At 63.3% G+C, this 20,982-nt stretch carries 23 protein-coding genes; 7 read left to right on the top strand and 16 right to left on the bottom strand.

Going from position 1 to position 20,982, the window contains the following annotated elements; translation table 11 throughout:
• Positions 1 to 33 precede the first annotated feature (33 nt).
• The 3 genes from AC04SH_RS27475 to AC04SH_RS27465 all read left to right on the top strand — a co-directional run bounded on the left by AC04SH_RS27475 (position 34) and on the right by AC04SH_RS27465 (position 3,138).
• Entirely contained in the window at positions 34 to 2,355 is a 2,322-nt protein-coding gene (locus AC04SH_RS27475; protein WP_488577323.1) for a PAS domain-containing sensor histidine kinase, read from the top strand.
• An 88-nt stretch (positions 2,356 to 2,443) separates the two neighbouring features.
• On the top strand, positions 2,444 to 2,704 hold the full coding sequence (locus tag AC04SH_RS27470; RefSeq protein WP_477234230.1) for a type II toxin-antitoxin system prevent-host-death family antitoxin: 261 nt from the start codon (positions 2,444 to 2,446) through the stop codon (positions 2,702 to 2,704).
• Positions 2,701 to 3,138, top strand: a complete 438-nt coding sequence (locus AC04SH_RS27465; RefSeq protein WP_477234228.1) for a type II toxin-antitoxin system PemK/MazF family toxin — start codon at positions 2,701 to 2,703, stop codon at positions 3,136 to 3,138. Before AC04SH_RS27470 ends, AC04SH_RS27465 begins: the two co-directional genes overlap by 4 nt.
• Before the next feature lie 55 nt (positions 3,139 to 3,193).
• Here the strand turns inward: AC04SH_RS27465 and AC04SH_RS27460 are convergent, their stop codons facing one another.
• The 13 genes from AC04SH_RS27460 to AC04SH_RS27400 all read right to left on the bottom strand — a co-directional run bounded on the left by AC04SH_RS27460 (position 3,194) and on the right by AC04SH_RS27400 (position 17,994).
• Positions 3,194 to 3,667 (bottom strand): EF-hand domain-containing protein, encoded by a 474-nt coding sequence (locus AC04SH_RS27460; protein ID WP_477234226.1) that lies wholly within the window; start codon positions 3,665 to 3,667, stop codon positions 3,194 to 3,196.
• A 64-nt stretch (positions 3,668 to 3,731) separates the two neighbouring features.
• Positions 3,732 to 6,686, bottom strand: coding sequence for a bifunctional [glutamine synthetase] adenylyltransferase/[glutamine synthetase]-adenylyl-L-tyrosine phosphorylase (locus AC04SH_RS27455; protein WP_488577322.1), 2,955 nt, complete (start codon positions 6,684 to 6,686; stop codon positions 3,732 to 3,734).
• Between the two features lie 11 nt (positions 6,687 to 6,697).
• Complete coding sequence (locus AC04SH_RS27450) at positions 6,698 to 8,173, bottom strand: sensor histidine kinase (RefSeq protein ID WP_488577321.1); 1,476 nt, start codon at positions 8,171 to 8,173, stop codon at positions 6,698 to 6,700.
• A gap of 108 nt (positions 8,174 to 8,281) precedes the next feature.
• On the bottom strand, positions 8,282 to 8,953 hold the full coding sequence (locus AC04SH_RS27445; protein WP_142866613.1) for a response regulator transcription factor: 672 nt from the start codon (positions 8,951 to 8,953) through the stop codon (positions 8,282 to 8,284).
• 200 nt (positions 8,954 to 9,153) lie between these two features.
• On the bottom strand, positions 9,154 to 10,707 hold the full coding sequence (locus AC04SH_RS27440) for a Do family serine endopeptidase (RefSeq protein ID WP_488577320.1): 1,554 nt from the start codon (positions 10,705 to 10,707) through the stop codon (positions 9,154 to 9,156).
• A gap of 124 nt (positions 10,708 to 10,831) precedes the next feature.
• Entirely contained in the window at positions 10,832 to 11,299 is a 468-nt protein-coding gene (locus tag AC04SH_RS27435; protein ID WP_488577319.1) for a cytochrome c-type biogenesis protein, read from the bottom strand.
• Positions 11,296 to 13,287, bottom strand: coding sequence for a heme lyase CcmF/NrfE family subunit (locus AC04SH_RS27430; RefSeq protein WP_488577318.1), 1,992 nt, complete (start codon positions 13,285 to 13,287; stop codon positions 11,296 to 11,298). The genes AC04SH_RS27435 and AC04SH_RS27430 overlap by 4 nt, the downstream gene beginning before the upstream one ends.
• A gap of 2 nt (positions 13,288 to 13,289) precedes the next feature.
• Positions 13,290 to 13,730, bottom strand: a complete 441-nt coding sequence (gene ccmE / locus AC04SH_RS27425) for a cytochrome c maturation protein CcmE (protein WP_488577317.1) — start codon at positions 13,728 to 13,730, stop codon at positions 13,290 to 13,292.
• 3 nt (positions 13,731 to 13,733) lie between these two features.
• Positions 13,734 to 14,873, bottom strand: coding sequence for a c-type cytochrome biogenesis protein CcmI (gene ccmI, locus AC04SH_RS27420; RefSeq protein WP_488577316.1), 1,140 nt, complete (start codon positions 14,871 to 14,873; stop codon positions 13,734 to 13,736).
• Positions 14,874 to 14,979: 106 nt separating this feature from the next.
• On the bottom strand, positions 14,980 to 15,423 hold the full coding sequence (locus tag AC04SH_RS27415; protein ID WP_142866619.1) for an RT0821/Lpp0805 family surface protein: 444 nt from the start codon (positions 15,421 to 15,423) through the stop codon (positions 14,980 to 14,982).
• A gap of 175 nt (positions 15,424 to 15,598) precedes the next feature.
• Entirely contained in the window at positions 15,599 to 17,020 is a 1,422-nt protein-coding gene (locus tag AC04SH_RS27410; RefSeq protein WP_488577315.1) for an ATP-binding protein, read from the bottom strand.
• Positions 17,004 to 17,669, bottom strand: a complete 666-nt coding sequence (locus tag AC04SH_RS27405) for a response regulator transcription factor (RefSeq protein WP_112564177.1) — start codon at positions 17,667 to 17,669, stop codon at positions 17,004 to 17,006. Before AC04SH_RS27405 ends, AC04SH_RS27410 begins: the two co-directional genes overlap by 17 nt.
• Positions 17,670 to 17,733: 64 nt before the next feature.
• Positions 17,734 to 17,994, bottom strand: coding sequence for a hypothetical protein (locus AC04SH_RS27400; protein ID WP_488577314.1), 261 nt, complete (start codon positions 17,992 to 17,994; stop codon positions 17,734 to 17,736).
• A 281-nt stretch (positions 17,995 to 18,275) separates the two neighbouring features.
• Between AC04SH_RS27400 and AC04SH_RS27395 the strand changes: the two genes are divergently transcribed.
• On the top strand, positions 18,276 to 18,662 hold the full coding sequence (locus AC04SH_RS27395) for an ester cyclase (RefSeq protein WP_488577313.1): 387 nt from the start codon (positions 18,276 to 18,278) through the stop codon (positions 18,660 to 18,662).
• 97 nt (positions 18,663 to 18,759) lie between these two features.
• On the opposite strand, the gene AC04SH_RS27390 is transcribed toward AC04SH_RS27395, so the two are convergent.
• Positions 18,760 to 19,167, bottom strand: coding sequence for a DUF3168 domain-containing protein (locus AC04SH_RS27390; RefSeq protein ID WP_488577312.1), 408 nt, complete (start codon positions 19,165 to 19,167; stop codon positions 18,760 to 18,762).
• 280 nt (positions 19,168 to 19,447) lie between these two features.
• On the opposite strand from AC04SH_RS27390, the gene AC04SH_RS27385 reads away from it, so the two are divergent.
• Together AC04SH_RS27385 and AC04SH_RS27380 are read left to right on the top strand one after the other, a co-directional pair.
• A complete protein-coding gene (locus AC04SH_RS27385; protein WP_192256604.1) occupies positions 19,448 to 19,663 on the top strand; it encodes a hypothetical protein in 216 nt (71 codons plus the stop codon).
• 7 nt (positions 19,664 to 19,670) lie between these two features.
• Positions 19,671 to 19,862, top strand: coding sequence for a hypothetical protein (locus AC04SH_RS27380; RefSeq protein ID WP_477234196.1), 192 nt, complete (start codon positions 19,671 to 19,673; stop codon positions 19,860 to 19,862).
• Between the two features lie 23 nt (positions 19,863 to 19,885).
• Here AC04SH_RS27380 and AC04SH_RS27375 read toward each other — a convergent pair whose 3' ends face one another.
• Positions 19,886 to 20,152, bottom strand: a complete 267-nt coding sequence (locus AC04SH_RS27375) for a DUF1488 family protein (protein ID WP_142866625.1) — start codon at positions 20,150 to 20,152, stop codon at positions 19,886 to 19,888.
• Entirely contained in the window at positions 20,149 to 20,412 is a 264-nt protein-coding gene (locus AC04SH_RS27370; RefSeq protein ID WP_488577311.1) for a hypothetical protein, read from the bottom strand. The genes AC04SH_RS27375 and AC04SH_RS27370 overlap by 4 nt, the downstream gene beginning before the upstream one ends.
• Positions 20,413 to 20,661: 249 nt before the next feature.
• On the opposite strand from AC04SH_RS27370, the gene AC04SH_RS27365 reads away from it, so the two are divergent.
• The gene (locus tag AC04SH_RS27365) at positions 20,662 to 20,976 is read left to right on the top strand and encodes a co-chaperone GroES (RefSeq protein WP_488577310.1); all 315 of its coding nucleotides are present in this window, start codon (positions 20,662 to 20,664) and stop codon (positions 20,974 to 20,976) included.
• Positions 20,977 to 20,982 lie beyond the last annotated feature (6 nt).

Below are 20,982 nucleotides of genomic sequence, written 5' to 3'. Positions count from 1 at the left end.
GTCAAGCGTACGGAAATTCGGGGAGTGCCATTTATGGCCAAGGCGGACGCGTGGGGCGCGCCCGAAGGGACGGCTTTTGAGCGGCGCAAGGCGCGAGGCGACGGCCTCGCCGGCAATACGCGGCTCATTGCTGAACCAGCCTACCGGCGGCTCCTGGCTGCCGAACCCCTTCTGCGTCGCTCGATACCGGCGCTCATCGTCATCTTCCTGATCGTCATCGCCGCACTGCGCGTCCTCTCGCTGATGAACGAGCGCGACGAGGTTGAGCGCGACGTCAAGGCAGTGCTGGGGCTTGCTGCCGGCCAGATGGCGAACGCAATCTCGGCCGATCCGAACGCGGCCGCCAGCGGCGCCATCGATCTGCTGGAAAGCACGAGCCGCCAAGGCGCCATGGGCAGAAGTCATGTGCTCGTCATCACCGACAGCGCTTTCAAGATCATCGCCGCGTCGCCGCTTTCGACCGGCTGGCAAGGGCGATCGCTCGACAGCTTGGTGCTTGACGGCCAGCCCCTGTTCATGTTCGGCGACCGCGCTGGCGTCATGGATGTCAGCATCGGCGGACAGGACTGGTACGCGGCGGTGAACCTGACCCGCGACAGGAAGAACGCCGCCGCCGTGCTGGTACCGCAGGAAGCGGTGTTCGACAGCTGGCGCAAAACCGTGTCGCTCAATGTCACGCTGTTCGTTCTGACAGCGGGCGTGCTGATCATCATCCTCTACGCCTATTTCGGCCAGGCATCTCGCGCGCAGACGGCTGACCGCATCTACCTCGAAGCCCACCAGCGCATCGACATGGCCCTGGTGCGCGGCCGCTGCGGCCTGTGGGACTGGGACATGGTGCGCGGCAAGATGTACTGGTCGCGCTCGATGTACGACATGCTGGGCTACGAGCCCTGCAACTCGATGCTGTCGTTTGGCGAAGTCGACGACATCATCCACCCCGAGGACGGCGACCTGTTCGAGCTGGCCAACAAAATCGTCGAGCGCGAGATCGACCATATCGACCAGGTGTTCCGCATGCGCCACGCCGACGGCCAGTGGGTGTGGATGCGCGCCAGGGCCCAGGTGATCGACCCGGAAGCGCCTGAAATCCAGCTGATCGGCATTGCCGTCGACGTCACCGAACAGCGGCATCTGGCGTTGCGCTCGGAGGCGGCCGACCTGCGGCTCAGGACCGCAATCGAGAACATCAACGAATCCTTCGTGCTGTGGGATGCCGCCCAGCGCCTGATCATGTGCAATTCCAAATTCCAGAAGGACAACGGCCTCTCGGACCGCGACGTCATGCCCGGTGCTGCGCGCGCCGTGCTAGAGGAGCGCATGCTAGCCTTCGCCTCGGAACGGCGGCTGGCCAACACCAACGGACCGCAAGGCGGCGCGACCTTCGAGCGGCAGCTCTCGGATGGGCGCTGGCTTCAGGTCAACGAATTGAGGACCAGGGATGGCGGCACCGTCTCGGTCGGCTCCGACATCACCCAGATCAAACTGCACCAGGAAAAGCTGGTCGACAGCGAGCGTCGGCTGATGGCGACCATCCACGACCTCAGCCTCGCCCGTCGGGCCGAGGAGGAACGCGCCAGCGAACTGGTCGAGCTCAACCGCAAATACATGAAGGAAACCGAGCGCGCCGAAGCCGCCAACCGGGCCAAGTCCGAGTTCCTGGCCAACATGTCGCACGAACTGCGCACACCGCTCAACGCCATCATCGGCTTCTCAGAACTGATGGAACAGGGCCTGTTCGGGCCGCTGGGTTCGCCGCGCTACGAGGAATATGCCAACGACATCAACGGCAGCGGCAAATATCTGCTCGGCGTCATCAACGACATACTCGACATGTCGAAGATCGAGGCCGGCCAATTCTCGATGGACCGAGAGGAAATCGATCTCTGCCCGCTGATCCGCGAGACGGTGCGCGTGATCTCGCTGCAGGCGGCGGAGAAATCGATCACGGTCGAAACCCGCATCGCCGATACGATGACTCTGTTCGCCGACCGCCGGGCCATCAAGCAGATCGCCATCAACCTTCTGTCAAATGCGGTGAAGTTCACCGGCCAGGGCGGCCATATCTCGGTGCGTGCCCGCAACACTTCGGGCGCGCTGGTGCTGACCATCGAAGACAATGGCTGCGGCATTCCGAAGGAAGCGCTGAGCAAGCTTGGGCGGCCATTCGAACAGGTGCAGAACCAGTTCTCCAAGAACCACGCTGGCTCCGGCCTTGGGCTCGCCATCTCACGCTCACTGGCCGAGTTGCAGGGCGGCGCGCTGAAAATCCGCTCGACCGAAGGCGTCGGCACCATCGTGTCGGTGCGCATCCCGGTGAAGAAGGCAGCGCCGTCGGTGAAGGCAGCGGCCTGAGGTAGGCCACTCTATCCCCGAGTGCTGAAACAACCATCCTTGAAAAGGTTATCTATTCTATCTATTATAGACAAAGAGGTAGCTTTTCATGCGCGTGACATCGACCGAATTCCAGCAGAACGTCGGACGCTTCCAGGACGCCGCACAGCGGGCGCCGGTTGCGATTACGAAAAATGGCCGCACCCATACGGTGCTTCTCTCGGCGGCAATGTTTGAAGTGCTGGTCAAGGGACGGGTCGCCCGTGCCGTTGAGGACCTGGACGACGAGACCTTGGACGCGATCGCCAAAAGCGCCGTCCCATCAGAATATGACGAGCTGGATGCGATGCTCAAAGATTGGACGCCGTGAGCCTGCCCAAGCCTGTCCCCGGTCTGGTGATTTCCTACTCCTATCTATGGGCGGACGAGCACAGCAAAGGTGCGGAAGAAGGTCGCAAGAATCGGCCCTGCGCAATCGTTGCCGCGCGTCGGATCGTGGAGGGCCGCGAGGTCGTCACAGTGGTTCCGATTACTCACTCGGCTCCGGGTGATCCCGCCGATGCGATAGAAATACCTGCGCCACTCAAGGCCCATCTCGGACTCGACGATATGCCGTCATGGGTGCTTATCAGCGAAACCAACGATTTCCTTTGGCCCGGGCCTGATCTCAGGTCCATTGCGGGAAGCAGGCCCACCCGCTTTCACTATGGGATGCTGCCGCCTCGCTTCTACGCGTATCTGCGCGAGCGGATTTTGCAGGCTCATGCGAGCCGCGCTCTGCGCCGTGTTCAAAGAAGCGAGTAGCCGAGCGGTCGTGTAAGGTCCCCGGCGGCTTTCGCCGCCGGAGACCTGTCGCCATTCACTGCATGCTGTCGTCGCCGCCGTCCCATTGGCGGTGGCGGCCCATGCGGCCGTTCTTCGGCAGCTCGTTGCGCTCGATCTTGCCGTCATTGTTGCGGTCGAGCATGGCAAACACCTTCTTCTCGCGCCCGGTGATGTCTTCCGTGGTCAGCGTGCCGTCCCCTTTGGTGTCGTAGCGGGCGACGATGCGCTTGGCCATTTCCTCGAAACGCGCCTTCTCCAGCGCGTCGGCGAGCTGGGCGACGGTGAGCTTGCCGCCATTGTCGGCGACCAGCTTCTTCAGCCGTGCGTTCATGGCGTCGGAAAACTGGTCGAAGTTGATGGTGCCGTTGGAATCCTTCATCGCCTTGTCGAGGCGCATCATCGTGCCCTCGCGCATTCTGGCGCTGGCATTGTTCTCGGCATAGGCGGTGGTGCCAACGGCGCCGGCCAAGGCGACGAAGGCAAGGGCAAGTCCGGTTGTCTTTCTCATTGATATCTCCTGTTGCATCGTCACCCCCGATGCGATCCGAAACAGCCGTCAGCGCTTCACGCCCTCACGACCCTTTCGTACGAAGCAAAAGGTCGAAGTCTTTTCTGACCTTTTGCGACGTTTCCTTGAGATGTGCTTCCAGCACACCGAAATCCGGCAGGTCAGTCACCGCCAGAAGCAGATCCGACAATCCCGGCGGAACGTCGTCACGTTCGAAGGCACCGGTGAGGCAAAGCCGCGTCATCTGGGTCAGCGCCAGATAAAGTTGGTAGGCTTCGCAAAGCTCTTGCCTGACATCGGCGTCAACGAAATCCGGCACCAGATGCGACAGGATTTCGCCGGTAGCGGTCAGCCTTCCGCCGGCTTCGACCTGACCGGTGATGACGGCCACCTGCGCGATGAATTCGAGGTCTATCAGGCCGCCCGGGATCAGCTTGATGTCCCAGAGATCGCGCGGCGATTTTTCCTTCTCGATCAGCGCGCGCATCTCGGATGCCTCGGCCTTCACCTTGTCGACATCGCGCGGCAAGGCCAGAAGTGCCGCCACCTCGGTTTCGACCTCGGCGCACAGTGCCGCGTCGCCGCCAATGGCGCGGGCCCGGGCCAGCGCCATGTGCTCCCAGGTCCAGGCTTCCTGGCGCTGGTATTTCTTGAAGGCGTCGACATGGGTCGCCACCGGCCCTTTGTTGCCGGATGGCCGCAAGCGCAGGTCGAGTTCGTAGAGCACGCCCTCGGCGGTCGGCGCAGAGACGGCTGCGATCAACCGCTGCGTCATCCTGGTGTAGTAATGCGACGGCGCCAGCGGCTTGTCGCCGTCGGATTCCTCGGCATCGGCGTCGTGGTCGTAGAGCAGGATGAGGTCGACGTCTGAGCCGGCCGTCAATTCGCGGCTGCCGAGCTTGCCCATGCCGAGCAGCGACACCGTGCCGCCGGCGATACGGCCATGGCGGAGTGCGAATTCGGCCGTCACTGCCTGCAGTGCGGCGTCGATGGTCAGGTCGGCGAGGTCGGAAAAGGCACGGCCAGCACGGCTCGGGGTGATCGAGCCGGCGAGCAGGCGTACACCGATCAGGAACTTCTGCTCGGAGGCAAAGATGCGCAGACGATCGAGCACGTCCTCATAGGCCCTGTCGCCTTCGATGAAAGCCGCAAGCCGCGCCGACAGATAGGCGCGGTTGGGCAGTTCGTTCAGCAGCGCCGGATCGAGCAGACCGTCGAAGACATGCGGGCGCTTGGTGATGATCGCAGCCAGCCGGGGCGCGGCACCCATGATGGTCGCCATCAGCTTCAGCAAAGCGGGATTGGACTGCAGCAGCGAAAACAGCTGGATGCCGGCGGGCAGACCGGCGAGGAATTCGTCGAAGCGCACCAAAGCCTTGTCGGCCCGGCGCGTCTGGCCGAAGGCTTTGAGCAGCGCCGGTGTCAGTTCGGTCAGCCGCTCACGCGCTTCAGCCGACTGGGTGACGCGGTAGCGGCCGAAATGCCAGCCGCGAATGACGCGGCAGATGTCGCTCGGCCGCTTGAAGCCGAGCCCGTGCAAGGTCCGCAGCGTGTCAGGATCGTCGACATCGCCGGTAAAGACCAGATTGCCGACGCCTGCCGACAGTTCCGGAGCTGTTTCGAACAGCGCAGCGTAATGGCGCTCGACCTCATGCAAAGCCGCGCGAAAAGTTTCGGAAAATATGGCGGCGTCGGCAAAGCCCAGCATATGAGCGATGCGTTCCAGCCCTTCATCATCGTCCGGCAGGATGTGCGTCTGCTCGTCGGCGACCATCTGGATGGCATGTTCGACGCGGCGCAGGAACCAGTATTGGCGGGTGAGCGTGTCGCGGGCATCGGCGGTGATCCAGCCGCGCGCCGCCAGCGCACCCAGCATCGGCACGGTCTCGCGTCCGCGCAGTTCGGGAAAACGGCCGCCGGCGATCAGCTGCTGGGTCTGGACGAAGAACTCTATCTCGCGAATGCCGCCACGGCCGAGCTTGACGTTGTGGCCCTTCACCGCGATTTCGCCATGGCCCTTGTGGGCATGGATCTGGCGCTTGATCGAATGGACGTCGGCGATTGCCGCGTAGTCCATGTATTTGCGCCAGACATAGGGCTGTAGCTCCCGCAGGAATGCTTCGCCGGCGGCGAGATCGCCGGCCACGGGGCGCGCCTTGATCATGGCGGCGCGCTCCCAGTTCTGGCCGCGCGCCTCGTAATAGCGGAGCGCTGCCTCGACCGGGATCGCCAGCGGCGTCGAACCGGGGTCGGGTCGCAGCCTGAGATCCGTTCGGAAGACATAGCCATGCTCGGTGCGGTCCTGGAGGATGCGCACCAGCCTGCGGGTCAGGCGTGCAAACAGCTCGGTGGCGTCGAGCGGATCGACGATCGCCTTCGCATCCGGGTCGAAGAAGACAACAAGGTCGATGTCGGAGGAAAAATTCAGTTCATGGGCGCCGAGTTTGCCCATGCCGAGCAGAATCCAGCCGGACTGCTCCGCCGGATTGTTGGGATCCGGCAGTTTGAGCTTGCCCTGGCTGTGCGCCTCGCGCAGCAGGAAGTCGACGGCGGCGCGAGTGCAGGTATCGGCGAGATCGCTGAGGCGCCTGACCGTCAGCGCGGCATCGGCCTCGCCGGAGAGGTCCGCAAGCGCAATCAGGAAGTGCGCCTCCGCCTTCCATTGCCTGAGCTCCATCATCAGGCTGGATTCCGAAACGGTCTCGGCAAAGGCAGCATTGCCGATCGCTTCGGCAATGCTGAGCAGCCTGGCCTCGACACCATCATCAAACAGCGCGTCGAGGATTTGCGGCCGGCGGCGCGCGACATCGCGCAGGAAGGGTGAGAGGTCGAAGACGGCGGCGAGAAAATCCTGGACGGCACCCTTGTCGCCCAAAAACTTCGCCAGCCGCGGCAGGTTCTCGTCCACGGCTTCGGCGGCGAGCTCCGACAGTTTGCGCCGGGCGCGGCTCCCATCCAGCGGCGCGAGCTTTGCCGCCAGTTGAAACTGCCATTCGGTCTCGATCGGTTTCGCAGCCATTCTCACCGCCATCAATGGTCCTCCCGCACCGGGAAACTCATGATAACGGACAATCCGGGATTGGCGGGCAGAAGTTCGAGCTTGCCATTGTGGAACGTCATGATCGCCTTGGCGAGGCTGAGGCCGAGGCCGGACCCCGGCTGCGAGCGGCTCTTTTCCAGCCGCACGAATCGCTCGGTCACCCTGGCGCGGTCGGCATCGTCGGGGATGCCCTGGCCATTGTCGGCGACGGAAAGCCGTATGTCGTGACCGAGGCGTTGGAGCGTCACATGCACTGCCGGCTTTTCGGTCGAATCGGTGGAGTATTTGATCGCATTGTCGACAATGTTGGACAGCGCCTGGCCGATCAGCTCTCGATTGCCGTTGACGGCGAAATCCCCCTGGATATTCGTCTCAAGTGCGACACCCGCCTCCTCCGCCACCGGCTCGTAGAGTTCGACCACATCGCGCACTGCGGCGGCGAGATCGACCTTGCCGGTGCTTTCCGAGGAATAGCCCGCCTCCAGCCTGGAGATCATCAGGATGGCGTTAAAGGTCTTAATCAGCTGGTCGGACTCGGCAATCGTGCCCTCCAGTGCCTGCCGATAGTCAGCGGTCTTGTGCTTGCCCGAAAGCGTGGCCTCGGCGCGGTTGCGCAGCCTGGTCAGCGGCGTCTTCAAATCATGGGCGATGTTGTCGGAGACCTGCTTCAGGCCTTCGTTCAGCGTCGCAATCCTGGCCAGCATGGTGTTGAGATTCTCCGACAGGCGGTCGAACTCGTCGCCGGCACCGGTCACCGGCAGCCTGCCGGTGAGGTCGCCGCCCATGATGCGGCGGCTCGCCTCCGAGACGCTGTCGATGCGCTTCAGCGCCGCGCGGCCGACAAAGAACCAGATCAGCAGCCCGCCCAGTCCCATCATGCCGAGCGCCAGCATCAGGGCGCGGCGGATGACGGCACGGAAGCGCTCGGGCTCGCCGAGATCGCGGCCGACAAGCATTATCATCTGGTTGGGTAGCCTGAGCACCAGGGCGATGGCGTTGTGGCCCTTCTCGCCTTCCACCTGAATTTCGGGCTCGCCGGGCTGCGCCCCGTTGGGGTCGGCAGCCTGATTGCGCTGCCGCTCGAGCTCGCCCTCGCCGAAGCGCCGGTAGGAGAATGGCTCGGTCGTCCAGCCGTCGGTCTCGAGCACGCCCGGCTCCAGGCTTTGCACGTTGCCGGTCAGGATCTGACCGTTGGCATCGGCGATCAGATAGAGATTGGCGCCGGGCTGGCGCGAGCGCTGCTCGACGACGCGCACCAGCACCGGCAGGCCGCCGCGCTGATAGGCTCGCGCCAGGCCCAGCACCTCGTCATTGATCGTCTGCTGGGTCTGGCCGGTCAGCATGCGCGCCGATAGCGACGTCATGTAGAAGACGAGCAGCACGGCACAGAGCGCAAAAAGCAGGAAATAAAGCGCCGAAAGCCGCGCCGCCGTCGTTCTCATGATGGCCGGCAAGGAAAGAGCCATGGATGTCTAGATCATGATGAGATTTGGTTGAAATCTCATCATGATCTACCCCTTTGTTGGAGCATGATCTTTTCCAAAAAACCGGTACCCACTTTTTGGGATCATGCTCTAGCTCTTCAGCATATAGCCGGCGCCGCGGACGGTGTGCAGGATCGGCTTGTCGAAACCCTTCTCGATCTTGCCGCGCAGGCGCGAGACATGCACGTCGATGACGTTGGTCTGCGGATCGAAATGATAGTCCCAGACATTTTCGAGCAGCATGGTGCGTGTCACCACCTGGCCGGCATGGCGCATCAAATATTCGAGCAGGCGGAATTCGCGCGGCTGCAGCGTGATCTCGCGCGCGGCGCGCTTCACGGAATGAGAGAGACGGTCGAGTTCGAGGTCGCCTACCCGGTAGACGGTTTCGGCTTCCCTGGCGCTGGCGCGGCGGTTCAGCACCTCGACGCGGGCGAGCAATTCGGAAAAGGCATAGGGCTTGGTCAGATAGTCGTCGCCGCCGGCGCGTAAGCCCGTGACGCGGTCATCGACCTCGCCCAGCGCCGACAGGATCAGCACCGGCGTGGTGTTGCCGCGCGAGCGCAGGCCGGCAATGACGGAGAGCCCGTCGCGGCGCGGCATCATACGGTCGACCACCATCACGTCATAGTCGCCGGCATCGGCAAGCGCGAAGCCGGTTTCGCCGTCGCCGGCGACATGGGCGGTGTGTCCGGCCTCTGCAAAGGCCTTCTGCATGTAGTCGGCCGCCTCGCGATCGTCTTCTATGACGAGAATCTTCATAGAGCCGTTATACGCGATTTCGCTGGAAGATTGAGGGGCCGCCATGAGCGTGAAACTTTGCTGTTAGAGCGGCAGCGGGCGATGGGGGCCCGCTGCCGCCGGGGGCAGAACACGATGACTGACTAACGCGTTCGGCCCCTTGCTTTCCCGTGCGGCAGCTCGGGGGTGTTGAAACCGCCGCACTGGAAAAGTGTTCGATGTCAGCCCTTGGCGACCGGCAGCGCGACGAAGCGGTTCGAGTCATCGCGGGTGATCTGCATCAGCACCGCCTTGCGGCCGGACTTGACCGCATCGGCCATCGCCTTGGCGACGTCCTCGGTGCCGTTCACCTCCGTCGAATTGACCGACGTGATGACATCGCCGGGCTGGATGCCGCGGTCGGCGGCATCGCTGTCGGGGTCGACATCGGTCACCACCAGACCCTTGCCGTTCTCCGACTTGGTGACTGTGAGGCCGAGATCGGCCAGCGCGGCCGGCTTTGCCGGTGCTGCAGGCTGCTGCGGGTCGGCCGAGGCCTGCTTGTCGGTGGACGGCAGCGTGCCGAGGTCGACCTTGATCGTCTCGCTCTTGCCGTCGCGCCACACGGTGACGTCGACCGACTTGCCGGGCGAATAGGCACCGATCAGGCGAGCCAGTTCCTTCGGCGATGCAACGTCCTTGCCTTCGACCTGGGTGATCACGTCACCGGCGGTGATGCCGGCCTTCTTGCCGGGACCGCCGTCCTGGGCGCTGGAGACCAGAGCCCCGTTCTGCGACTTCAAGCCCAGCGATTCGGCGATATCCGGCGTGACCGGCTGGATTTCGACGCCGAGCCAGCCACGCTGCACCGAGCCGCTCTTCATAAGATCCTGCACAACCTGCTTGGCGGTCGAGGCCGGGATGTCGAAGGCGATGCCGACGCTGCCGCCCGAGGGCGAGAAGATCGCGGTGTTGATGCCGACGACCTGGCCGTTGAGGTTGAAGGTCGGTCCGCCAGAATTGCCGCGGTTGACCGAGGCGTCGATCTGGATGAAGTCGTCATAAGGGCCGGCGCCGATGTCGCGGCCACGGGCCGAGACGATGCCGGCGGTCACGGTGCCGCCAAGGCCGAACGGATTGCCGACAGCCACCACCCAGTCGCCGACGCGAACCTTGGAATCGTCGGCGAAGTCGACATAGGTGAACTTGCCGACGCCGTCGACCTTGAGCACGGCCAGATCGGTGCGCGGATCGGTGCCGATCAGCTTGGCGTCGAGTTCCTTGCCGTCATTCATCACCACGGTGAAGGCAGAGCCTTCCTCGACGACATGGTTGTTGGTGACGAGATAGCCGTCATCGGAGATGAAGAAGCCCGAACCCTGCGCCACCGGGCGGGGCTGGTCGTTGTTGTGGTCGCGATGGCTGAAGCGACGGTTGCCGCCGCCTTGGCCGTTCTGATCGCCAAAGCCGCGGAATTGCTTGAAGAACTGGCGCAGCTGCGGATTGTCGGGCAGGTTGTTCATGCCGTCCGGATCATCGGACTGTTCGGAACCGTCATCGGCGGCAGGTTCGATCTTGGCCTTGACCTTGACGCTGACCACGGCCGGCGAAACGCGCTCGACGACATCGGCAAAGCCCGGCACCTGCGGCGCTTCGACCCGGACGGCGTCAGCCAGAACAGGGGCCGTGCCGGTGGCAACGGCACCGAAGCCGATGGCGCCGGCAATGGCGAGCGAAGCGGCGGCGGCCAACAGGCGCTTGCGGGTGCGGGAATATGAATTGGGGGCAATAGACATGGATCTCGTATCCTCTTTTCACTGGATGCGGCTCAGGCAGAGCATCCTCGGACAAGAGGAATAGCGAGGCGCACATTACGGCGCCATTTCCGAAGCATGAAAGTTTTGTAATGTTGGCGGCTGTTCAGTCCCGCCGAAGGATGGTGTCCAGCGCGGCCTGTTCCTCGGCACTCAACGCCTTGGTCGCCAGCGAGCGACGGGAGCGCGTGGTGAGCACGATGAAGACGCCCCCGATCAGCAGCAGAAGCACCGGCGTGCCCCAGAGCAAGGCGTTGCGCGGGCTGAAGCGCGGCTTCAACAGCACGAACTCGCCGTAGCGCGACACGATATAGTCCATCACCTGCTGATCGGTATCGCCGGCAACGAGGCGCTGGCGCACCAGGATGCGCAGGTCACGGGCAAGGTCTGCATCCGATTCGTCGATCGACTGGTTCTGGCAGACCATGCAGCGCAGGCCTTCCGACAAGACACGCGCCCGCGCTTCGAGCGCCGGGTCGGCGAGAACCTCGTCGGGTTTCACTGCTTGCGCCGCGCCGGCGAACAACAGCGTCAGCAGCAGGACGAGCGAGGCCAGCGAGAACCTGGTGCTCACGGCAGGCCTGCCGATGGCATGGCAGCTGCCGGCTTGCGGCGGCGCGAGGGCGCGCCGACACGCAGGCGGCGGTCGAACAGCGACATTGCCGCGCCCGCCATCATCACCAGAGCACCGCCCCAGATCAGCGTCACCAGCGGCTTCCACCACAGGCGCACGACGACCGAACCGTCGGTGCCCTCGTCGCCGAGCGACAGATAGAGCTGGCTGAAGCCGATCGTCTCGATGCCGGATTCGGTCGTCGTCGTCTGCCGCACCGGAAAGAAGCGCTTGGCCGAGGTGATTTCAGCCGAAACGGCGCCATCAGCCCCGATCAGCGAAAAGCGGCCGCGGTCCTCGCTATAGTTCGGGCCCTGCGCGGGGTAGAGCCCCTCGAAGCGCAGCGTGTGGCCGGAGAGTTCGACGCTCTCGCCGGCATGCATCGACAGGATTTTTTCGGTGCCGAAGCACAGCGTGCCGACAATGCCGAGCGTCGTCAGCCCAAGGCCGAGATGGGCCAGGGCGGTGCCGAAGACCGAACGCGGCAGGCCGGCGAAACGGCGCAGCATGATGGCCGGCGACACATTGCCGAAGCCGGATTTGACGGCAAGGTCGGTGACCGCGCCGCAGACCAGCCAGCAGGCGAGGCCGACGCCAAGGGCGGCGAACACCGATGCGCCGTCGATGAACAGACCGGTGACCAGCATGGACAAAAGGGCGGCGGCGAAAGCGGCCATCAGACGCTGGGCGACGGCATAGAGGTCACCGCGCTTCCAGGCAAGCAGCGGCCCAAAGGGGACCAGGACCAGCAGCGGCACCATCAGCGGGCCGAATGTCAGGTTGAAGAACGGCGCGCCGACCGAGATCTTGCCGGTCGAAAGCGCCTCGACCACCAGCGGATAGAGCGTGCCGACGAGCACGGTGGTGGTGGCCGTTGTCAGGAACAGATTGTTGAGCACCAGCGCGCCTTCGCGCGAGATCGGGTGGAACAGGCCGCCGGCCGTAAGCCTGGAGGCGCGCAGCGCAAACAACGCCAGCGAGCCGCCGATGAACAACGTCAATATGCACAGGATGAAGATGCCACGCGTCGGGTCGGTGGCAAAGGCATGCACCGAGGTGAGCACGCCGGAGCGCACCAGGAAGGTGCCGAGCAGCGACAGCGAGAAGGTGAGGATGGCGAGCAGCAGCGTCCAGATCTTGAGCGCCGAGCGCTTCTCCATGACGATCGCCGAATGCAAGAGCGCGGTGCCTGCCAGCCACGGCATGAAGGAGGCGTTCTCGACCGGATCCCAGAACCAGAAGCCGCCCCAGCCGAGCTCGTAATAGGCCCAGTAGGAGCCCATGGCGATGCCGCCGGTCAGAAACATCCAGGCGACAAGCGTCCATGGCCGCACCCAGCGCGCCCAAGAGGCATCGATGCGGCCTTCAATGAGGGCCGCGACCGAGAAGGAAAAGCATATGGAGAAGCCGACATAGCCGAGATAGAGCAGCGGCGGGTGTATGGCGAGGCCGAGGTCCTGCAGGACCGGGTTGAGATCGCGGCCTTCGATCGGCGCCGGATTGAGCCGGATGAACGGATTGGACGTCGCCAGAATGAACAGGAAGAAGGTGGCGCCGATCGCCCCTTGCACAGCCAGCACATTGGCCCGCAGCGTTGCCGGCAAATTGGAGCCGAAGACGGCGACCAGCGCGCCGAAGAAGGTCAGGATCAGCACCCAGAGCAGCATCGAGCCTTCGTGATTGCCCCAGGTTCCGGTGATCTTGTAGATCAGCGGCTGCAGCGAATGCGAGTTTTCCCAAACGCTGGCCACCGAGAAATCGGAGGCGGCATAGGCGCCGGCAAGTGCTGCGAAGGAAAGCGCTGTGAGCGCAAAGCCGGTGACGGTGACCGGGCCGCCGACAGCCATCAGCCTCTGATTGCCGGTACGGGCGCCGATGAGCGGCACCAGCGTCTGCACCAGCGACAGGGCGAAAGCGAGGACGAGCGCGAAATGTCCGGTCTCAACCATTGTCAGTTCGTGCTTTCCTGCCAGACGCCCTTGGCCTTCAGCCCATCGGCCACTTCCTTGGGCATGTAGCGCTCGTCATGCTTGGCCAGCACGCTGTCGGCGACGAAGACGCCATCCGTCCCGAAAGCGCCTTCGGTGATGACGCCCTGCTCCTCGCGGAACAGATCGGGCAGGATGCCGGTATAGGTGACCTTGACCGATTTGTGGGTGTCGGTGACCGAGAAGGCAACCGTCGCGCCCTGCCCGCGCACGACCGTGCCCTTTTCGACGAGGCCGCCGAGCCTGATGCGCTGTCCCGGCTGGACGCTGGCGGTGGTCAGGTCGGCAGGCATGTAGAAATACGAAGCTTTTTGGCCGAGCGAATAGAAGGTCAGCCCGGTGGCAGCGCCGAGGAAGGCCAGCCCTCCGACAATCACCGACAATCGCTTCTGCTTGCGCGTCATGCCCTACTCCGTCGCCGTCAGGCCGAGCGAGGCGGCAAAGGCGGTGAATTTCTTCGCTTCCTCACTATCGGCGCCGAAAACGGCAATACCGCGATGCAGCGCGTCGCGCGCCTGGTCGGCCTTGCCCAGCACCACATAGGAACGAATGAGCCGCATCCATCCTTCCGTGTCGCGCGGATTTTGCCGCAGTTTTTCATCGAGGCCGGCGACCATGGTGTCGATCATGGCCTGCCTGTCCTGCGGCGCCATGGACGAGGCAGCATCGACGGCTGCGGCATCGGGGCCTTTCGCGGGCTCTCCTGACGCGACGCTGCGGTTGGCAGCATCGGCCAGCGCCTGTTGGACGGCATCGCGCCATGGCGAATCCTGCGGCAGGAGGCCGAGCATCTTCTGCCAGGCAGCGGTCGCCTCCGCCAGACGGCCTTCCTGCGCCAGCGCCATGGCCAGGTAGAAAGAGGCTTTCGGGTTTGCCGGGTCGAGCCTCAACGCCTGTTCGAAAGCCGATTGCGCATCGGCCGAGACAATGCCGCCTGCAGCATTGGCGATCGCCTCGCCGAGACCAGCCTCGCGGGTAGCGGTGTCGCCATCGAGGCGGATGGCGTTGCGATAGGCGGTCACGGCATCGGAAAAGCGCTGCAGGCGCAGATAGATCGGGGCGAGCACGTCCCATCCCCTGCCATCGGACGGATTGGCGGCAAGATGGGCCTCGGCGCGCGCCACCAGTTCATCGACGGAGGAATCGGCGGGGTTCTTGGCCAGCCGTTCGGCAAGCGGCTGCGACGGCAAATCGGGCGAGCCAAGCTGACTGTACAGGCCCCAGCTGAGCAGCGGGACCACCAGCACCGCAGATGTCGCCACCAGCCTGGCCGCTCGCGACGGCTGCGGCATGCCAGGCGCATCGGCTTGACTGGTATTGCCCAGGCGAAGGATGCGGCGGGCGATTTCGGCACGCGCCTCCTCGGCTTCCGCCGGCTGGATCAGGCCGCGTGAGACGTCGCGCTCAAGCTCGGCCAGTTGGTCGCGATAGACTTCGAGGTCATGGTCATTGCTGGTCGAAGCGCCCCTGCCGCCGCCGGTCAGCGGCAGCAGCACCGCCAGGCTTGCACCCAGCGTGAGGATTGCGGCTATGACCCAGAACAGCATGGTTCTTCCAATAGAGCGAGAGCCCTGCTCTGCCAACACAGACACACTGCGACGCTTTGACGGCAGCGAGCAAACAAGCCCGGTCCCAATCAGCCGGACCGGATACTCAGGTCAGCGGCGTCCAGCTGCCGTCAGCGTTGCGGCAGGCGGTGCCACGCGCGGTCTGGCCGGCCGTGCCGGTGAACACCGTATGGGTGTATTGGCGGCAATCCTGCGAGCCGACGCGATACGGCTGGGCGGCGACGACTTCGCCGGAATGGGCCGAACTGTCGCTCTTCCACGTCACCTTCTGGCCGCTCGCCGTGTATTCGAGCGCCTTGTATTCCGCCTCGAGCGCCTTGCGCTTCTCGGTCTCGTTCAGGCCACTGCCGATCGATCCGCCGACGAGCCCGCCGGCCATGGCCGAAATGATCGTCGTCGCGACTTTGGCGCCTGAAGGAGGCGTCGCGGGCGGGTTGGTGATGGAGATATCCGGGCCGCCGCCCTTGCTCAGGGTTCCGCAGCCGGAGAGAGCGAGCAGTGCGGAAACGAGCGCAACGCGAATCTTCATGCCAACAACCGGTTTTCTTGAACGGGATGCGCTTGGGGCCGCGTCATCGAGGATGTCTGCTGGCCATAGTATTGATATTTGTCGGAAATTTGGCCGTTTGCCGACCATCCGAGGAGCAATCGACAGGTCGCCATAACACAGGCGCCCAGTCATGTCGATTGGCCCTGGAAATGCATCATTGCAGGCTCCGCAAGCGCACCACCGCCTTCAGCCCGCCCATGGCGGAGCGGTCCAGCGCCAGAGCGCCGCCATACTCGTTGACGAGGTCGGCAACAATGGCAAGTCCGAGCCCGGTGCCTGGCTTGGTCTCGTCGAGGCGCCGGCCTCGTTTCAGCGCATCGCGCGCCTTGTCCTCGGGAATGCCAGAGCCGTCATCCTCGATCGCGATCTCGAACAAGCCGGCGGCGCCGGCCGGCGTGACGGACACAGCGACAGTGCTCTTTGCCCATTTCATGGCATTGTCGAGCAGATTGCCGAGCAGTTCCTCTAGATCCTCGCGCTCGCCGGCAAAGACGATATCGGCGGCCGGCAAGACAAGCGACAGACTGACATCAGGCTTGAGCTTTTGCAGCACGCGCACCATGCGCTGCACCAGCGGCGTCACCGGCGTGCGGTAGACGACGCTGTCGCGCTGCGCGGCGACGCGGGCCCGCTGCAGATAGTGATCGACCTGCTTCTGCATCGAGGCGGCCTGGTCGGCGATGAGCTGGCCCTTGGCGCCGCCGAGCGCCCGCCCCTCATTGATCAGCACGGCGAGCGGCGTCTTCAGCGAATGGGCGAGATTGCCGACCTGTGTGCGTGAGCGCTCGACGATGCGCTTGTTGTTTTCGATCAGCGCATTGGTCTCGTTGGCAAGCGGCTCGATTTCGGCCGGGAACTGGCCGTCGAGCCGCTGCGCCGTGCCCTCGCGGACCATTGCAAGCGCGTTGCGAACCCGGCGCAAGGGCTGCAGGCCAAGCAGGATGGCGATGGCGTTGATAGCGATCATGCCGACGCCGAACAGGCTGAGATAGGTTAAGAGGCGGCGCTGGAAGGTGGCGATCTCCTGCTCGAGCTCGGTCTTGTTGCCCATGACGCGGAAGCGCGCGGCGCGGTTCTTGGCGTCGAGGACGAATTCGCTTTCGAACACTTGCAGTTCCTCGTCGCCGATGCCGTCGGTGGAATAGCTGCGCTGGAAACTGGAATTGAAAGGCACCTCGACTACGGTTGGCGACGGGATCGTCGTGGTCATCGAGGACGAATGAAGGTTGCCATGCACCCCTTCGGAAGCCGGCTCCACCGACCAGTACCAGCCTGAATTCGGCTCCGAGAAGCGCAGGTCGCCGAGGTCGGGAGCACCGGTGAGCTGGCCGGATTCGGAAACGCCGACGGAGCCGATCAGGTTGAACAGGTGCGCCGACAAGAGGCTGTCGAAGCCGCGCTCGCTGGCCTGGCGGTAGAGCGTAGTGATCAGGGTGAAGATGACGATCAGGGTGAGGATCGCCCAGATGGTGGAAAAGCCGATGACGCGGAAGGCCAGCGAGCGCGGCCAGAGCCGTGCCGAAAAAGGCTTCCTTGCTGGTATGGGGAGCGGTTCCGCCTTACGCCTCCGGCTCACGCATGCGATAGCCCATGCCGCGCACGGTTTCGATCATGTCGATGCCCATCTTCTTGCGCAGCCGGCCGACGAAGACCTCGATGGTGTTGGAATCGCGGTCGAAGTCCTGGTCGTAAAGATGCTCGACCAGTTCGGTGCGCGACACCACCTCGCCCATATGGTGCATCAGATAGGCCAGCAGTCGAAACTCGTGCGAGGTCAGCTTCAGCGGCTGACCGTCGACATCGGCCTTGGAGGCCTTGGTGTCGAGGCGCAGCGGCCCGCAAGTGAGTTCGGATGAAGCATGGCCGGCGGCGCGCCGGATCAGCGCCCTCACCCGCGCCAGCACCTCCTCGATGTGGAACGGCTTGGTGACATAGTCGTCGGCGCCGGCGTCGATGCCCGATACCTTGTCGCTCCAGCGGTCGCGCGCGGTCAGGATCAGCACAGGCATCTTGCGGCCGTTGCGACGCCAGCGCTCGACGACGCTGATGCCGTCCATCTGCGGCAAGCCGATGTCGAGCACGACGGCGTCGTAAGGCTCGGTGTCGCCGAGGAAATGGCCCTCCTCGCCGTCATAGGCGCGGTCGACGACATAGCCGGCATCGACCAGCGCGTCGGCCAGCTGCCGGTTCAGATCCTTGTCATCTTCGACAACGAGTACGCGCATGATTGGTCAGGCCTGTTGATGTCTCAGATATAGGCCGATTCCGGCGGCCTGGGAAACAATGGGGTCAGTTCGCCGGGACGACGATCTCGGAACGGCGCGGGCGCTGACCGTTCTTGCCAGGAACGAGCACGACGATGACGCAGACCTCCTGGCCGCCACGCGTCGACTGCGAGGCCTTGGCCAGTGTGCCGCCATTCTGCTCGGCAACCTGCTGGCCGATCGCGTAGCAGTCGGCCGCGGCCGCCGGCGTCGCCTGCGACGCCAACACGGAGGCGATGCCAAGCGCCAGTGTCGCGGTTCTGAAATGAGAGCGAAGCGTTTTCATGGACGGCGTTGTAACGCAACTGTGCTGAACGTGAAATGAACGGTGAATGGTTGAAAACCCATCCCCGCAATATCCCCTGCGCGCGAAACGAATGAATGCGATCTTGCCGCCTAGTCCCCTCAGACCGGGCATGGGATTCATAGCCGGAAAACCGGCAGCGCGGCTATGGTTTTTGCGAATAGGCTCTCAAGTCGTGGATGGGATTGGGAAGAGGTCAAGGTGCGACCATTCTCACGGGCGCCCTAATTAGCGTAGGAAACGCCAAACCATCGGAGTGGGCCATGACGGATAATGATCTTGCCGACCTCTACCGGGGCTACATCGCCTGCCTGAATGCCCAGGACTGGGCCAATCTCGGAAAGTTTGTCGGCGATGAAGTTCAGCACAATGGCGAAATGCTCGGCCTTTCAGGTTATCGCCGCATGCTCGAAGGCGATTTCGAGGCCATTCCCGATCTCGGTTTCAACATCGAACTGCTGGTCTGCCAACCACCGCGCGTGGCGGCGCGCCTGCATTTCGACTGTCGTCCCAAGGGAATGCTGTTCGGCCTGCCGGTGAATGGCAAGCGCGTGTCGTTCGCCGAGAATGTTTTCTACGAATTCGGAGAGGGTCGCATTCGCGAGGTGTGGTCGGTCATCGACAAGGCCGAGATCCAGGCGCAGATTTAGAGCAATTCCAGGAAAAGTGTGAAGCGCTTTCCCTTGGGAATTGCGTCAAACAAAGAGATAGAGCGGTTCGCCGTTTCCGTGAAACGGTGAAAACGCTCTAGGTAGCGCTCTGCGTGATGGCGCGAATTCGCAGCAGCCCGTGATGGAGCGCGAGGTCCTCGTCGTAGCGGGCCTCGGCGAACTCGAGGGACAGTCGGGTCTGCTCGCGCGAACCGGTGGCGAATGCAGCGCCGTCGAGGCGCGCCCGGATGCTGTCCATGATCAGACGCGTCTCGGCCTCGCCTTGCGCCTTCGACCAGACATGCAGCGTGATTAGCTGGTCGGCATCATTGTCGGCGCCGGTGTCGAGATCGAAAGCGCTGGTCCGGCCATAGGTGACATAGGGGAAAGCGGCACTGTCGGCCGCCTGCTCGCGCAACCCGGCGCCGCCGAGCAGCGCCGTCAGCGAGGCGTCGCTCTTCAATCTCATGAACAAGGCTTGCAGCAAATCGCCGGGCGCCGTCATCCTCGTCTCCGTTCGCCTGTCACGCCTAAGAGCATGATGTCATCCGAAACCGTTTCACACTTTTCGGCATCATGCTCTGGAACAAACTTCACGCTCGCCGGCAGTTTCGCGCGCAACCTAACTGCGTTGCACCGGTTTCGCCAGACAACGGCCGGCCCGCTGCAAGTTGCGAATCGGGCGGCATGGCCGTTTCAGGGACCGGTTTTTATTTGGCATGCAGGGAGTTTCAAGAAGGGTGTTATGAGGAGGCCTGTTTTCTCCGACAATTCGAGGTCATTTCATGCGAACGCCATCGCTGCTGCCGGCTTTTGGAAAGCTCGGCGTCAAGCCGCCGGTCGTGATTGCGGCAGCACCCACGCTGTCCAAGAGCATGAACAGCGCAGCTTTGCGCATGCGGAAGGTTCTTTCCGCGCATGGCGGCCTGATCTTGAAGCTGTCGGTGCTGGTCTGGACGATCCTGATCCTGGCGGCGGCATTTTTCATGTCACGGGCCTGACGCCGCGATGGCAAACCGCTACGCCTTGCGCATGGACCAGCCTGAGAGCTGGACTATCTTCGACATCTTCACCGGCCAGCCTGTCGAGCTCAAGCATCAGGTCATGGTCGGCATGAATGTGCGCGATGCCGAGGCGATGGCCGACCGCCTGAACAGCCGGGACGTCAAGCGGCGGGCAAAAGCCGACCGCAAATCCTGATCCAGGTCGATCACAGGCGAGCGTTAGCTGAAATCGGCGGCGGTGAGCACATATATGCTCTTGCGGGTGCGCGCATACGCCTTGCTGGCGATGTCATGGATGGAGTTGGACGCCGTATCGAAGGCGGCCAGATAGGTGGCTTCCGAGGTCGCCGTCCCAGATGGCGCCTTCGAGATTGCATCGGCAGCGACAGAGAAGGAAATCTGGAACATGCCATCATGGCCGACAAAGCGGATACGCTTGCCGGCCTCGTCATAGCTGCGGCTTGGATTGGGGAATGTCAGGCTCATGACTTGGCTCCCTTGGGTGCGGCGGCGGCTTTCTTGACTGCCGCCCGCTTCTTCTTCGGTGTCGGGTTCAAGGCTTCCTCAACGCGGTCGGCCTCTTCCTTGGCCAGGCGCAATCCCCTGAGCCTCGCGGTCTTGATCTCCCTAGCCCTCGCCTCGGACATGTAGTCGGAGGTTGCCTTGTTGCGCTCGGCCGTCTTCTTCTGCTTGTCCATGAAGCGGGCCTCAGCTTTTTCCATGATACTCTGATTGCCGTCGGCCATCGCTTAAATCTCCCTTGTGCCTGAAACCGTTGAAATGAAACTTTCCATATAAATAGTCGCTTTGGCGCAGAAATTCAATTTTTTGAATTATTTAAACGGAGCGCGATATCTGGAAATCCGCGGGCCACATAATACTTTTTAATATTCTGAGCTGCCCCGCGAATAATTTTTGGCACTCCTATCTATCGAGTGCCAGAGCGCCTATATGAGAGACGCGGCCGCCTATGCCGGCCCCAGAAAGAAGTTCTCATGAAGTTTCGGCCACTCCACGATCGCGTCGTCATTCGGCGCGCCGAAGGTGATATCAAATCCAAGGGCGGCATCATCATCCCCGACAATGCCAAGGAAAAGCCGCAGGAAGGCGAAGTCATCGCCGTTGGGCCTGGCGCACGCGACGAAAATGGCGCGCTTGTTCCGCTCGACGTCAAGGCTGGCGACACCATCCTGTTCGGCAAATGGTCGGGTACCGAGGTCAAGATCGACGGCGAGGACCTTCTGATCATGAAGGAAGCCGACATCATGGGCGTCATCGAGAAGACCGCGGCCGCCAAGAAAGCTGCCTGACCTCAC

This window comes from Mesorhizobium sp. CNPSo 4688, from assembly GCF_057784295.1.
The sequence above is the reverse complement of the archived record's forward strand: the minus strand, read 5'-3'. Positions and strand labels throughout refer to the sequence as shown.